Raw genomic sequence first — 14136 nt, 5'->3', positions numbered from 1 at the left:
GCTGTGTGCTTTGCAACCTAGATCAAGTTATTAACTTTTAAATCAATGCTTAATTTGCAAGCAACATGTAACAATGTTAAAAATTTGCTCGCTAGCGAAAACTACAATAATAAACTGGGTATTAAGTACTCAGCATCTCATAACGACATCTTACTTACCCCCTCCTTCATCGGAGGGTTTTTTTTACTTTTCAGTAGGGTACCGTTCCTTTATTTCTGCAACAGTATGCTCAATTAAAGCTCTAGCAATCGTACCAACTGGGGCAACCTGTGGCATTTTATCGACACCAAACCAACACGCATCACTCAATTCTGTGTAATCTGGCTTGATAGTACCAGACTGATATTCAGCAACAAATCCCATCATCATGCTAGAAGGGAATGCCCAAGGCTGGCTACCAAAGTAGTGAATGTTTTTCACTTTGATGCCTGTTTCTTCGAACACTTCACGTGCCACACACTGTTCTAATGTTTCACCAACTTCAAGAAAGCCAGCAATCACGGTATACATTCCGCTTTTATGCCTTGGGTGCTGCGCGAGTAGTATTTGATCTTGCTTGCGCACCGCAACAATGATGCAAGGGAAAATGCGCGGATAATGTAGAGTACGGCATTCTCCGCACTGCATGGCCAGTTGATTATGGTTGAGAAAATTACGTCCGCCACATTGCGGGCAAAAGCGTAATGTTTGGCTCATATGTCCGTACTGAATCGCTTTGCTCACAGCAAAGAATAGCTCTTGATTTAGGTGCAGAAGCTCCCGTAATGAGGTCATTTCATTTTCTTTATCAAGGTCTGCATCATTGAGCCACATCACTGGATGACCGTTATAACGCGTTATCTCAATCGCTTTCTCTTGAGGTAACGAGTAGTCAGCAGCACAACCAAATGGAAGCTCACCATTGATGGTCCAGATCTCACTTCCTGAAACAACACACCAATAAGCGGATTTTACATCACTCTTTTGTAACATGTTCATACCTCTTTCCTTGCAGTTGTTCCATTTTACTGGCAATCTAAATTCATACCAGAATTTGTAACATTGCAATTTTAGTTCTATAAATTCTTGTAAGGACAATAAGTTGTATCTACAAAGACACAACCCTACGCAAAGGAAAAGGTCACATTTTGTGGCCAGATCATGAGGGCATGGTCATGCTAAAAAAATTAAAACGAACACAAGAACAATGGGGCGGTTCCAGTGAGTTAATTGATCATTGGCTCGATACTCGTCAAACACTGATTGTAGAATACTGCAAACTTGCCGCTCTACAACCCTGTTCGGCTAAGACAAACGTAACAGAACTTCCCTCCCCTAAAGAATTACAATTATTTTGCCAACAGCTGGTCGACTACATCTCGGAAGGTCATTTTAAAATATATGACATGGTGATGGATAAATGGCGCTCCACTGGCTTTGAAGCGACAGATGAAATTAATCAGACCTATGGCAAAATCGTTCTCACGACAGAACCTCTACTTAATTTTACCGACAAATATGCAGCAGTAAGTGATGAGGATGATCTGGATGACTTCGACAGTGACCTGTCATTAATTGGTGAAATTATTGAAGCTAGGTTTGAAGTAGAAGATTACTTGATTCAATTAATCGCCGATAGCTTAGCTATTCCTCCAGGGGCTTAATCACAACCTCACTTTCAAGCATCAAGGCTTATTCGAATCGGATAAGCCTTTTTACTTTCTCGGCTCAACCTATCTAGCAGAAACTCAAAAGGCACCCGAAGGTGCCTTTATCATAACGCTTTACGATTGCTCGTTAGACTACTTATTCTTCTGAAGAAAAGCCTGCGTTTAGCAATGCTGCTAGATTATCAGTTGCTTGTTCAGCAGACGGACCTTCTAGTTGAGCAGCACGCTTAGCTTGACGCTCTTGGTGGTATGCGAAACCAGTACCTGCAGGAATTAGACGACCCACAATTACGTTTTCTTTCAGACCACGAAGATCATCACGCTTACCAGAAACTGCTGCTTCTGTTAGTACGCGAGTTGTCTCTTGGAACGATGCCGCAGAGATGAACGATTCAGTCGCTAGTGATGCCTTCGTAATACCTAGTAGCTCACGCTCGAAACGAGCTGGCTGTTTGCCGTCAGCTTCTAGGTTGCGGTTTGCAATCTTAACGTTTGAGTATTCAACTTGCTCACCCACTAGGAACTCAGAGTCACCAGCGTGTGTAATCGTACACTTACGTAGCATTTGACGAACGATAGTCTCAATGTGCTTATCGTTAATCTTAACGCCTTGCAGACGGTAAACTTCTTGAACTTCGTTGGCGATGTAAGAAGTTACTGCATGAATACCACGTAGACGTAGGATATCGTGCGGAGTCTCTGGACCATCGGCGATAACATCACCACGTTCGATCTTCTCACCTTCAAACACGTTTAGCTGACGGTGCTTAGGAATCATTTCTTCATAAGCTTCGCCACCCTCACGAGTGATGATTAGACGACGTTTACCTTTCGTTTCTTTACCAAATGACACAGTACCTGTGTGTTCAGCAAGAATAGCAGGCTCTTTCGGTTTACGAGCTTCAAACAAGTCAGCTACGCGAGGTAGACCACCCGTGATATCTCGGTTACCGCTAGATTTTTGTGGAATACGCGCTAGTGTGTCACCAATGCCTACTTCACTGCCATCTTCAATGTTAACGATCGCTTTACCTGGTAGGAAGTATTGAGCTGGCATATCAGTACCAGGGATCATTACATCGTTACCTTTCTCATCCACAAGTTTGATAGCTGGACGCATATCTTTACCTGCAGCAGGACGAGCGGCCGCTTCAGTTACTTCACTTGAAGATAGACCTGTAAGGTCATCTGTCTGGCGAGAAACCGTTACACCATCGATCATGTCAACGAATTGGATACGACCTGCCACTTCAGTGATGATTGGCAATGTGTGCGCTTCCCAGTTAGCAACTGTTTGACCAGCTTCAACTGCATCGTTATCACCTTTGCTCAAGATAGAACCGTAAGGCAGTTTGTGCTTCTCTTTAGTACGACCAAATTCGTCAATGATAGTCAATTCTGATGCACGAGACGTGATTACCAGTTTCTTATCTTTGTTAATTACGAACTTAGCGTTGTGAAGCTTAACAGAACCGTTGTTCTTAGCTTGAATGCTGTTCTCTGCGGCTGCCGTCGATGCTGCACCACCGATGTGGAACGTACGCATCGTTAGCTGTGTACCAGGTTCACCGATAGATTGAGCCGCGATAACACCGACCGCTTCACCTTGGTTCACTAGGTGACCACGAGCTAGGTCACGACCGTAACACTGAGCACAACAACCGAAGTCAGAGTCACAAGTAACAACTGAGCGTACGCGCATGCTGTCAACTGAGTTCTCTTCCATGATCTGACACCACTTCTCATCAATCAGAGTATTACGTGGGATCAGAACTTCTTCTGTGCCAGGTTTTAGTACATCTTCAGCAACTACACGACCTAGAGCAAGTTCAGTTAGTGCAACTTTAACATCACCACCCTCGATATGAGGCATCATGTCGACACCCTCATGAGTGCCACAGTCATGTTCAGTTACAACAACGTCTTGTGCTACGTCTACTAGACGACGAGTCAGGTAACCTGAGTTCGCTGTCTTAAGTGCTGTATCCGCAAGACCCTTACGAGCACCGTGCGTTGAGATAAAGTACTGTAGTACGTTCAGACCTTCTTTAAAGTTCGCAGTGATCGGCGTTTCGATGATCGAACCATCTGGACGCGCCATCAGACCACGCATACCCGCTAGCTGACGAATCTGTGCCGCAGAACCACGAGCGCCCGAGTCAGCCATCATGTAGATGCTGTTGAACGACTCTTGTTTCTCTTCTTCACCGTCACGGTTGATTACTGTTTCAGAAGACAGGTTATCCATCATCGCTTTCGCAACACGGTCGTTGGTAGACGCCCAGATATCGATAACTTTGTTGTAGCGCTCACCCGCAGTCACAAGACCTGATTGGAATTGCTCTTGGATTTCACGTACTTCTTCTTCTGCTTCAGCAATTTCAGTGTATTTAGCCGCTGGTACAACCATATCGTCGATACCAACTGATACACCAGAAAGAGCAGCGTAAGCAAAACCGGTATACATAATTTGGTCAGCAAATACGACTGTGTCTTTCAAACCAAGCTTACGGTAAGCTTCGTTCAATAGGTTAGAGATCTGCTTTTTGCCAAGCTTTTGGTTCACGATGCTATAAGGCAGGCCTTTAGGCACGATTTGCCATAGCATTGCACGACCAACAGTCGTATCGACCATCTTAGTTTCTGTCGTGCTGTGACCGTCTTCATCAACAACAGTTTCAGTGATACGTACTTTAACGCGTGCATGTAGCGCAGCTGTCTTAGTACGGTATGCCTTTTCAGCCTCTTTAGGGCCAGCAAGGTACATACCTTCACCTTTCGCGTTGATCATTTCGCGAGTCATGTAGTACAGACCCAATACAACGTCCTGAGAAGGTACGATGATCGGATCACCTGATGCTGGCGACAGAATGTTGTTTGTCGACATCATCAGAGTACGAGCTTCAAGCTGTGCTTCTAAAGTTAGAGGCACGTGAACCGCCATTTGGTCACCATCGAAGTCCGCGTTATACGCCGCACACACAAGTGGGTGTAGCTGAATCGCTTTACCTTCGATAAGTACTGGTTCGAACGCCTGGATACCAAGACGGTGAAGTGTTGGTGCACGGTTCAATAGTACTGGGTGTTCACGGATCACTTCGTCTAGGATATCCCAAACAACCGCTTCTTCGCGCTCAACCATTTTCTTAGCCGCTTTGATTGTCGTCGCCATGCCACGAGTTTCTAGCTTGCTGTAGATAAATGGTTTGAATAGCTCAAGTGCCATCTTCTTAGGAAGACCACACTGGTGCAAACGTAGTGTCGGACCTACTGTGATTACAGAACGACCAGAGTAGTCTACACGTTTACCTAGTAGGTTCTGACGGAAACGACCTTGTTTACCCTTGATCATATCAGCAAGAGATTTCAGAGGACGCTTGTTAGAACCCGTGATCGCACGACCACGACGACCGTTATCTAGTAGCGCATCAACAGACTCTTGCAGCATACGTTTTTCGTTACGTACGATGATGTCCGGAGCTGCTAGCTCTAGAAGACGCTTCAAACGGTTGTTACGGTTGATCACACGACGGTATAGATCGTTTAGATCAGATGTCGCAAAGCGACCGCCATCTAGCGGTACTAGAGGACGTAGATCTGGCGGAAGAACCGGAAGCACTGTAAGGATCATCCACTCAGGGTTATTACCTGAGCTGATAAACGCTTCAACAAGCTTCAGACGCTTCGTCAGTTTTTTGCGTTTAGTTTCTGAGTTAGTCGTTTCTAACTCTTCACGCATCATTTCTACTTCGGCTGCAAGATCCATAGAACCAAGAAGGTCTTTGATCGCTTCTGCACCCATTTTCGCAGTAAACTCGTCGCCCCACTCTTCTAGACGGTCTAGATACTCTTCTTCAGTAAGCATCTGACTCTTTTCTAGATCTGTCATACCCGGTTCAGTTACTACATACATTTCGAAGTAAAGAACACGTTCGATATCACGTAGAGGGATATCCATTAGCAAACCGATACGAGATGGTAACGATTTTAGGAACCAGATGTGAGCCACTGGTGATGCAAGCTCGATGTGGCCCATACGGTCACGACGAACTTTAGTTTGTGTAACTTCAACGCCACACTTCTCACAGATCACACCACGGTGTTTCAAACGCTTATATTTGCCACAAAGACATTCATAGTCTTTTACTGGACCAAAGATACGCGCACAGAACAGACCATCACGTTCAGGCTTGAACGTACGATAGTTGATCGTTTCAGGTTTTTTAACTTCACCAAAAGACCATGAACGAATCATGTCTGGTGAAGATAGACCGATTTTGATTGCATCAAATTCTTCGGTCTTATGCTGTGCTTTTAGAAAGTTTAATAAGTCTTTCACAATCAGCTCCTGTAAGGAGTTAAAAGGCGCTCGGCGAGCGCCTTTCTACCAGGATAATCCAGAGGGTTTACCGTCAAGATTACTCTTCGTCTTCTAGCTCGATGTTGATACCTAGCGAGCGGATTTCTTTCAGCAATACGTTGAAAGACTCTGGCATGCCAGGTTCCATGCTATGGTCACCATCGACGATGTTTTTATACATCTTCGTACGACCGTTAACGTCATCTGACTTAACGGTTAGCATTTCTTGTAACGTGTAAGCAGCACCGTATGCTTCTAGTGCCCATACTTCCATCTCACCGAAACGCTGACCACCGAACTGAGCTTTACCACCAAGTGGTTGCTGAGTTACTAGGCTGTACGAACCAGTTGAACGAGCGTGCATCTTATCGTCAACAAGGTGGTTCAGTTTAAGCATGTACATGTAACCAACAGTTACAGGACGCTCAAACGCATCACCAGTACGACCATCAAACAAGGTAAGCTGACCAGAAGTTGGTAGATCACCGAGGCTCAATAGTTCTTTGATTGATGCTTCTGAAGCACCATCAAATACTGGAGTTGCAATTGGTAAACCACCACGTAGGTTGCCAACTAGCGTACGAACTTCATCATCAGATAATGTTGCAATATCAACTTTCTGACGAGTATCACCGAGATCATAAACCTTCTGTAGGAACTCACGGAACTTAGCCAGCTCTTGTTGTTCCTTAACCATTTGGTTGATCTTGTCACCAATACCTTTTGCAGCCAAACCTAAGTGTACTTCTAGGATCTGACCGATGTTCATACGTGAAGGTACACCCAGTGGGTTTAGTACGATATCAACCGGCTGACCGTTTTCATCGTAAGGCATGTCTTCAACAGGGTTGATCTTAGAGATTACACCCTTGTTACCGTGACGACCTGCCATCTTATCACCAGGCTGGATACGACGTTTAACCGCTAGGTAAACTTTAACAATCTTCAGAACGCCAGGCGCTAGATCATCACCTTGAGTGATTTTGCGACGTTTCGCTTCAAACTTCTTATCGAAGTCAGCTTTTAGCTCATCCCATTGCTCAGCAAGCTGTTCAAGTTGAGATTGTAGCTCGTCGTCTTCTAACGTTTGCTCTAGCCATTTCTTACGATCGATCGAATCAAGCTTAGTTTCAGAGTAACCACCGTTTAGCAATACAGCTTTCACACGAGCAAGTAGACCACCTTCAAAGATTTGGAACTCTTCAGTAAGGTCTTTCTTCGCTTCTTTTAGCTGCATGTGTTCAATTTCAAGCGCACGCTTGTCTTTCTCTACGCCATCGCGAGTGAAAACTTGAACGTCAATGATGGTACCTGAAACAGAGTTTGGTACACGTAGCGATGTATCTTTAACATCAGAGGCTTTTTCACCGAAGATAGCACGTAGTAGCTTCTCTTCTGGAGTAAGTTGAGTTTCGCCTTTCGGAGTTACTTTACCTACTAGGATGTCGCCACCCTTAACTTCAGCACCAATGTAAACGATACCTGACTCATCTAGTTTAGACAGAGCAGATTCACCTACGTTTGGAATATCCGCTGTGATCTCTTCAGAACCCAGCTTAGTATCACGAGCCACACAAGATAGTTCTTGAATGTGAATTGTCGTGAAACGGTCTTCTTGAACTACGCGCTCAGATACTAAGATCGAGTCTTCGAAGTTATAACCATTCCAAGGCATGAATGCGATACGCATGTTTTGACCAAGCGCTAGCTCACCAAGGTCTGTTGAAGGACCATCAGCAAGTACGTCACCGCGAGCAACAGGTTCACCTGGCATCACAGTAGGGCGTTGGTTAATACATGTATTTTGGTTCGAACGTGTGTATTTAGTTAGGTTGTAGATGTCGATACCCGCTTCACCAGGTACAAGTTCATCTTCATTAACTTTAACAACGATACGAGATGCATCAACTGACTGCACCATACCGCCACGTTTAGCAACCGCAGTTACACCAGAGTCAACTGCTACGTTACGTTCGATACCAGTACCAACCAACGGCTTCTCAGCGCGTAAAGTTGGAACCGCTTGACGTTGCATGTTCGCACCCATCAATGCACGGTTCGCATCATCGTGTTCTAGGAACGGGATAAGCGAAGCAGCGATAGATACTACTTGGTTGGTAGCAACGTCCATGTAGTCAACATGTTCACGAGGGTGAAGACCAGATTCACCTTTTTGACGAGCTGTGATCAGCTCATCTGCAAACGTACCTTCTTCTGTAAGAATAGCGTTTGCCTGCGCGATAACAAATTGACCTTCTTGGATAGCTGATAAGTAATCAACTTCATCAGTCACAACACCATCAACAACACGACGGTATGGTGTCTCAAGGAAACCGTACTCATTACAACGTGCAAATGCAGATAGTGAGTTAATTAGACCGATGTTCGGACCTTCTGGCGTTTCGATCGGACATAGACGACCGTAGTGAGTTACGTGTACGTCACGTACCTCAAAGCCAGCACGCTCACGAGTTAGACCGCCAGGACCCAATGCAGAAATACGACGCTTGTGCGTTACTTCTGAAAGCGGGTTGTTCTGGTCCATAAACTGAGATAGCTGTGAAGAACCGAAGAATTCTTTAACTGCCGCAGAGATAGGCTTAGCATTGATCAAATCTTGAGGCATGATAGCATCAAGATCGCCAAGGCTTAGGCGCTCTTTAACTGCACGTTCAACACGTACAAGACCTACGCGGAATTGGTTTTCAGCCATTTCGCCAACAGAGCGGATACGACGGTTGCCAAGGTGGTCGATATCGTCCACTTCACCAATACCGTTACGGATTGCGATCAACTTCTTCATCACTTCGATGATATCAGTCTCGTCAAGCGTACCTTGCTCGCCTGCATCTTCACGCTCAATAGAGCTGTTGAACTTCATACGACCTACCGTTGATAGATCATAGCGTTCTTCTGAGAAGAATAGGCTTTCAAACAGCGATTCAGCTGCTTCTTTTGTTGGTGGCTCGCCAGGGCGCATCATGCGATAGATTTCTACAAGCGCAGAGATACGATCAACAGTACTGTCGATACGTAACGTCTCTGACATAAATGGACCATGATCTAGATCGTTCGTAAATAGAACTTCTAGTTGCTTATAGCCCGCTTGTGAAAGGTTCGCTAATGCTTCCAAGCTAATTTCTTGGTTTGCCGCAACGATAATCTCGCCAGTCGCTTCATTGATGTAATCTTTAGAAGCAACTTTGCCGACGATGTACTCAACAGGTACATCGATAAACTCAACACCATCTTTTTCTAGTTGGCGGATATGGCGAGCCGTTACACGGCGACCTTGCTCAACGTAAACCGTACCATTTGCTTCAATGTCAAAAGACGCAGTTTCACCACGTAGACGTTCAGGAACCAACGCCATTAGTAGTGTTTTGTCTTTAACTTCAAAGTTCACTTTCTCGAAGAATAGATCCAAGATCTCTTCTGTCGATTTGCCAAGTGCACGAAGAATAATAGATGCAGGTAATTTACGACGACGGTCGATACGTACGTACAGGTTATCTTTTGGATCGAACTCAAAATCTAACCATGAACCACGGTAAGGAATAACACGTGCGTTATAAAGAACTTTACCTGATGAGTGAGTTTTACCCTTATCGCTGTCGAAGAATACGCCTGGGCTTCGGTGCAGCTGGGATACGATAACCCTCTCGGTACCATTAATTACGAAGGTACCATTGTCTGTCATGAGTGGAATTTCACCCATGTAGACTTCTTGTTCTTTAATATCTTTTACAGTACCTGCTGGCGCGTCTTTATCAAAGATCACTAGACGTAATTTTACGCGTAGTGGTTTTGAATAAGTTACACCACGAATTTGACATTCTTTAACGTCAAAAACTGGCTCACCAAGACGATAGCTAACGTATTGCAGCTCAGAATTGCCGTTATAGCTCTGAATAGGAAATACAGAACGAAAAGCAGCCTCAAGACCGTATTGTCCTTCAGGATCCTGTTCGATAAACTTGTCGAACGAATCGAGCTGGATCGATAGCAGGTATGGAATGTCCAACACTTGTGGACGAGTACCAAAGTCCTTACGGATGCGCTTTTTCTCGGTATAAGAGTAAACCATGGGGTTCCTCAGCTCGCTGATAAGTGACCCAAACTGTCCGCCTAGTATTAAATAAAAGGTGATGGGACAGTGACTAACAGCTGTTTAATGTAGTAAACACATCGCCATATAAAAATGGTGGTGTGTGTTTTTGCACGAATATAAGCGTTTAAACAGCGGGAAAAATCGCCTATACCCTACAGCGCAAAAAGGCCGGTGGTCAATAAACCACCAGCCATTAGCCTTGCGGCTAAGAAATCAAGTAATAATTACTTGATTTCAACAGAAGCGCCTGCTTCTTCTAGCTGAGCTTTAAGAGCTTCAGCTTCAGCTTTGTCAACGCCTTCTTTAAGCGCTGCAGGAGCTGAGTCTACAAGACCTTTAGCTTCTTTAAGACCTAGGCCAGTCGCGCCACGTACTGCTTTGATTACAGCAACTTTGTTTGCGCCAGCGCCAGTTAGGATTACGTCGAATTCAGTTTGCTCTTCAACAGCTGCTGCTGCTGCGCCGCCTGAAACTACTGCAGCAGCAGCAGAAACACCGAATTTTTCTTCCATAGCTTCGATAAGCTCAACAACTTGCATTACAGACATTTCTGCAACTGCGTCTAGGATTTGCTCGTTAGTAATAGACATAACAATTCTCTTTTAAGTCAACAATAAGTTTATTTTGCAACCAGTAAAAAGCAAGGCTTAAGCCGCAGCTTCTTCTTTTTGATCGCGGATAGCAGCGATAGTACGTACCAGCTTGCCTGCAGAAGCTTCTTTCATGCACATCATTAGGCGTGCAATAGCTTCGTCGTAAGTTGGTAGTGTCGCTAGTAGTTCAGCGTCAGTAATTGCGCCTTCAAATGCAGCTGCTTTGATTTCAAAGTTCTTGTTCTCTTTAGCGAAGTCTTTGAAAAGACGCGCTGCAGCACCAGGGTGCTCGTTAGAGAATGCAATCAAAGTAGGACCAACGAATACGTCTTGTAGACATTCGTAGTCTGTGCCTTCTACTGCGCGACGAGCTAGAGTATTACGAACAACTCTCATGTAAACACCCGCTTCACGAGCTTGTTTACGTAGAGAAGTCATCGCGCCTACTTGAACGCCACGAGAGTCAGCAACAACTGCAGAAAGTGCACCACTGGCAGCTTCGTTGACTTCAGCAACAATTGCTTTTTTGTCTTGAAGGTTTAAAGCCATCTTGGATTTACTCCTGGTTGTCGTTACACCACTCACTATTATCACAACAGTGAGAGTTATTTCGGTGCAGTCCCAGAAGAAAGATTATCTATTAAAAATAAATTCTGCTTTCTGTCAGTTCGGGCACCATCTACGTAGGTACGATTAAGTTATTTATCTAAAAAGACAAACAGCGCCTACGGTCTTGGACGGAGACTGGGTCATAATTCTAAGAACTAAAGTTCAGCCCCAACCACAAATATTAGGCGCAGAATTATACACAAATTCTGCGCCTAATCAAATGTATTATTATGCTTGAGTGTTCAGAGTATTCTGATCAACAGCAACGCCAGCACCCATTGTAGTAGAGATGCTAACTTTCTTCAGGAAAGTACCTTTCGCTGAAGACGGTTTTGCTTTCTTAAGCGCAACTAATAGAGCTTCTAAGTTCTCTTGTAGTTGGTTAGCATCGAAAGACACTTTACCAATGGTAGTGTGGATGATGCCGTTTTTGTCGTTACGGTAACGAACCTGACCAGCTTTAGCATTTTTAACAGCTTCAGCAACGTTAGGAGTTACAGTACCAACTTTAGGGTTTGGCATTAGGCCGCGTGGACCTAGGATAGTACCTAGTTGACCAACAACGCGCATTGCATCTGGAGAAGCAACTACTACGTCGAAGTTCATTTCGCCTTTTTTCACTAGCTCAGCTAGATCTTCCATACCCACTAGATCTGCGCCTGCTTCTTTAGCAGCTTCAGCGTTTGCACCTTGAGTGAACACTGCAACGCGGATGTCACGACCAGTACCGTGAGGTAGTACAGTTGCACCACGTACGTTTTGGTCAGATTTACGAGCATCGATACCTAAGTTTACAGCAACGTCCACAGACTCAACGAATTTAGCTGTAGCTAGTTCTTTAAGAAGTGCTACTGCTTCGTTGATTTCGTATTCTTTAGTTGCGTCTACTTTTTCACGAATAGTGCGCATGCGCTTAGTTAGTTTTGCCATGATCTTAACCCTCTACCACTAGGCCCATTGAACGAGCAGTACCCGCAATAGAACGTTTCATCGCTTCAATGTCAGCACCAGTCATATCTGCAGCTTTAGTTTCTGCGATTTCTTGGATTTGAGCATCAGTGATCGTACCCACTTTTTCAGTGTTTGGACGACCAGAACCAGACTTAAGACCAGCCGCTTTCTTAAGAAGAACTGCAGCAGGTGGAGTCTTAGTTACGAACGTGAAAGAACGATCGCTGTATACTGTGATAACAACTGGAGTAGGTAGACCTTTCTCCATTGATTCTGTTTTCGCGTTAAACGCTTTACAGAATTCCATGATGTTAACACCGTGTTGACCTAGAGCAGGACCAACTGGTGGACTTGGGTTTGCCATACCAGCTGCAACTTGCAACTTGATATAAGCTTCAACTTTCTTAGCCATGATATTTCCTAAATTTGGGTTCAGACGCTAATCAACCGATCAGCTCCCCGGTTTTGTCATAAAGACCTGTAAAAAGGCGCGAAATTATAATCACATTTCACACCCTAAACAACCCTAAAAAGGTGTTTTTTTAATCAAGTTTATCAACTTGACCAAACTCAAGTTCTACTGGTGTCGCACGACCAAAGATCGATACCGATACTTTAATGCGGCTCTTCTCGTAATCCACTTCTTCAACTGTTCCGTTGAAATCAGCAAATGGACCTTCGTTAACACGAACCACTTCACCCGCTTCAAACATCGTCTTAGGACGAGGCGCTTCACTCGCTTTCTCTAAACGATTAAGAATAGCATCAGCTTCTTTATCAGTGATTGGTGCAGGACGATCAGAGGTTCCACCAATGAAACCCATTACACGAGGAACGCTACGTACTAAGTGCCATGATTCATCATTCATCAGCATTTGGACTAGTACATAACCTGGAAAGAACTTGCGCTCACTCTTACGGCGTTGGCCAGCGCGCATTTCAACGACTTCTTCCGTTGGTACAAGAACTTCACCGAAGAACTCTTCCATCGCGTGCATTTTAATATGCTCACGAAGCGATTGAGCTACGCGACCTTCAAATCCAGAGAAGGCTTGAACTACATACCAGCGTTTTTTAGGAGCTTCACTCATGTATTAAACCCTCTATACCCCAGTTACCAATGCAACAAGACGAACCATAATGCCGTCAATGCCCCACAGTACTAGAGCCATTACGATACTTACAGCTAAAACGATAAATGTGGTTTGCATGGTTTCTTGGCGTGTAGGCCATACCACTTTGCGAACTTCCATACGAGATTCGCGTGCAAACACAATCGCAGCTTTTCCTTTTGTGGTTGTTGCTGCAACACCAAGTGCTGCAATAATTAACACAACCACACCTGCAGCACGAAGCACTACAGACATTTCACCATACAGGTAATTACCCACAACAGCGGCAGCTAACAGAGCAAAAGTGACAATCCACTTAAATGTGTCTGCTGCACTTGAGCTATCAGGAGTTTCAGCATTGTTTGCTTTCATAAACCAACCTGTTACAAGTCTTAATATAGACGACAACAACCCCGCTGTTGCAGGGCAAATCCATAGCACAGGTAAAGGTTACCTATACATACTCATCAAGATAAAGACTTCTCTATCTTAAATCCTTTGCACTGGCTTTATCGACCAACAAATCGACAATGACCAATTTTAGCGCAGAAAAAGGGCATCAAATGATGCCCTTTTTGGTAGTCGTTAGTCAAATACTATTCGTATTTAAACGGCTAAATCAGCAATTAAGCGATAACTTTAGCAACAACACCAGCACCAACTGTACGGCCACCTTCGCGAATCGCGAAACGTAGACCTTCATCCATCGCGATTGGAGCGATTAGCTCTACAACCATTTGGATGTTGTCAC

At 44.5% G+C, this 14136-nt stretch carries 11 protein-coding genes; 1 reads left to right on the top strand and 10 read right to left on the bottom strand.

Annotated features, from left to right (window positions below):
- Positions 1 to 183: 183 nt before the first annotated feature.
- Positions 184 to 972 carry an NAD(+) diphosphatase gene (gene nudC, locus HGG78_RS16730; protein WP_172533581.1) on the bottom strand — a complete coding sequence of 263 codons (789 nt, stop codon included), beginning with the start codon at positions 970 to 972 and terminating at the stop codon, positions 184 to 186.
- A 176-nt stretch (positions 973 to 1148) separates the two neighbouring features.
- Between nudC and HGG78_RS16725 the strand changes: the two genes are divergently transcribed.
- Complete coding sequence (locus HGG78_RS16725) at positions 1149 to 1643, top strand: Rsd/AlgQ family anti-sigma factor (protein ID WP_053309814.1); 495 nt, start codon at positions 1149 to 1151, stop codon at positions 1641 to 1643.
- A gap of 142 nt (positions 1644 to 1785) precedes the next feature.
- Here the strand turns inward: HGG78_RS16725 and rpoC are convergent, their stop codons facing one another.
- The 9 genes from rpoC to HGG78_RS16680 all read right to left on the bottom strand — a co-directional run.
- On the bottom strand, positions 1786 to 5988 hold the full coding sequence (rpoC, locus tag HGG78_RS16720; protein WP_053309813.1) for a DNA-directed RNA polymerase subunit beta': 4203 nt from the start codon (positions 5986 to 5988) through the stop codon (positions 1786 to 1788).
- A 79-nt stretch (positions 5989 to 6067) separates the two neighbouring features.
- Positions 6068 to 10096: a DNA-directed RNA polymerase subunit beta gene (rpoB, locus tag HGG78_RS16715; protein WP_172533575.1), complete on the bottom strand. Its 4029-nt coding sequence runs from the start codon at positions 10094 to 10096 to the stop codon at positions 6068 to 6070.
- A gap of 248 nt (positions 10097 to 10344) precedes the next feature.
- Positions 10345 to 10710 (bottom strand): 50S ribosomal protein L7/L12, encoded by a 366-nt coding sequence (rplL, locus tag HGG78_RS16710; RefSeq protein WP_053309811.1) that lies wholly within the window; start codon positions 10708 to 10710, stop codon positions 10345 to 10347.
- Positions 10711 to 10767: 57 nt separating this feature from the next.
- Positions 10768 to 11262 (bottom strand): 50S ribosomal protein L10, encoded by a 495-nt coding sequence (gene rplJ, locus HGG78_RS16705; RefSeq protein WP_053309810.1) that lies wholly within the window; start codon positions 11260 to 11262, stop codon positions 10768 to 10770.
- Positions 11263 to 11550: 288 nt separating this feature from the next.
- Positions 11551 to 12252 (bottom strand): 50S ribosomal protein L1, encoded by a 702-nt coding sequence (rplA, locus tag HGG78_RS16700; protein ID WP_053309809.1) that lies wholly within the window; start codon positions 12250 to 12252, stop codon positions 11551 to 11553.
- A gap of 4 nt (positions 12253 to 12256) precedes the next feature.
- Complete coding sequence (gene rplK / locus HGG78_RS16695; protein WP_053309808.1) at positions 12257 to 12685, bottom strand: 50S ribosomal protein L11; 429 nt, start codon at positions 12683 to 12685, stop codon at positions 12257 to 12259.
- A gap of 130 nt (positions 12686 to 12815) precedes the next feature.
- The gene (nusG, locus tag HGG78_RS16690) at positions 12816 to 13364 is read right to left on the bottom strand and encodes a transcription termination/antitermination protein NusG (RefSeq protein ID WP_013857954.1); all 549 of its coding nucleotides are present in this window, start codon (positions 13362 to 13364) and stop codon (positions 12816 to 12818) included.
- A 12-nt stretch (positions 13365 to 13376) separates the two neighbouring features.
- A complete protein-coding gene (secE, locus tag HGG78_RS16685; RefSeq protein WP_053309807.1) occupies positions 13377 to 13757 on the bottom strand; it encodes a preprotein translocase subunit SecE in 381 nt (126 codons plus the stop codon).
- Between the two features lie 254 nt (positions 13758 to 14011).
- Positions 14012 to 14136, bottom strand: a 125-nt coding sequence (locus HGG78_RS16680) for an EF-Tu C-terminal domain-related protein (RefSeq protein ID WP_459559312.1), incomplete at its 5' end; no start/stop codon positions are given.

Source organism: Vibrio aestuarianus (genome assembly GCF_012395185.1).
Lineage (GTDB): Bacteria > Pseudomonadota > Gammaproteobacteria > Enterobacterales > Vibrionaceae > Vibrio > Vibrio aestuarianus.
The sequence above is the reverse complement of the archived record's forward strand: the minus strand, read 5'-3'. Positions and strand labels throughout refer to the sequence as shown.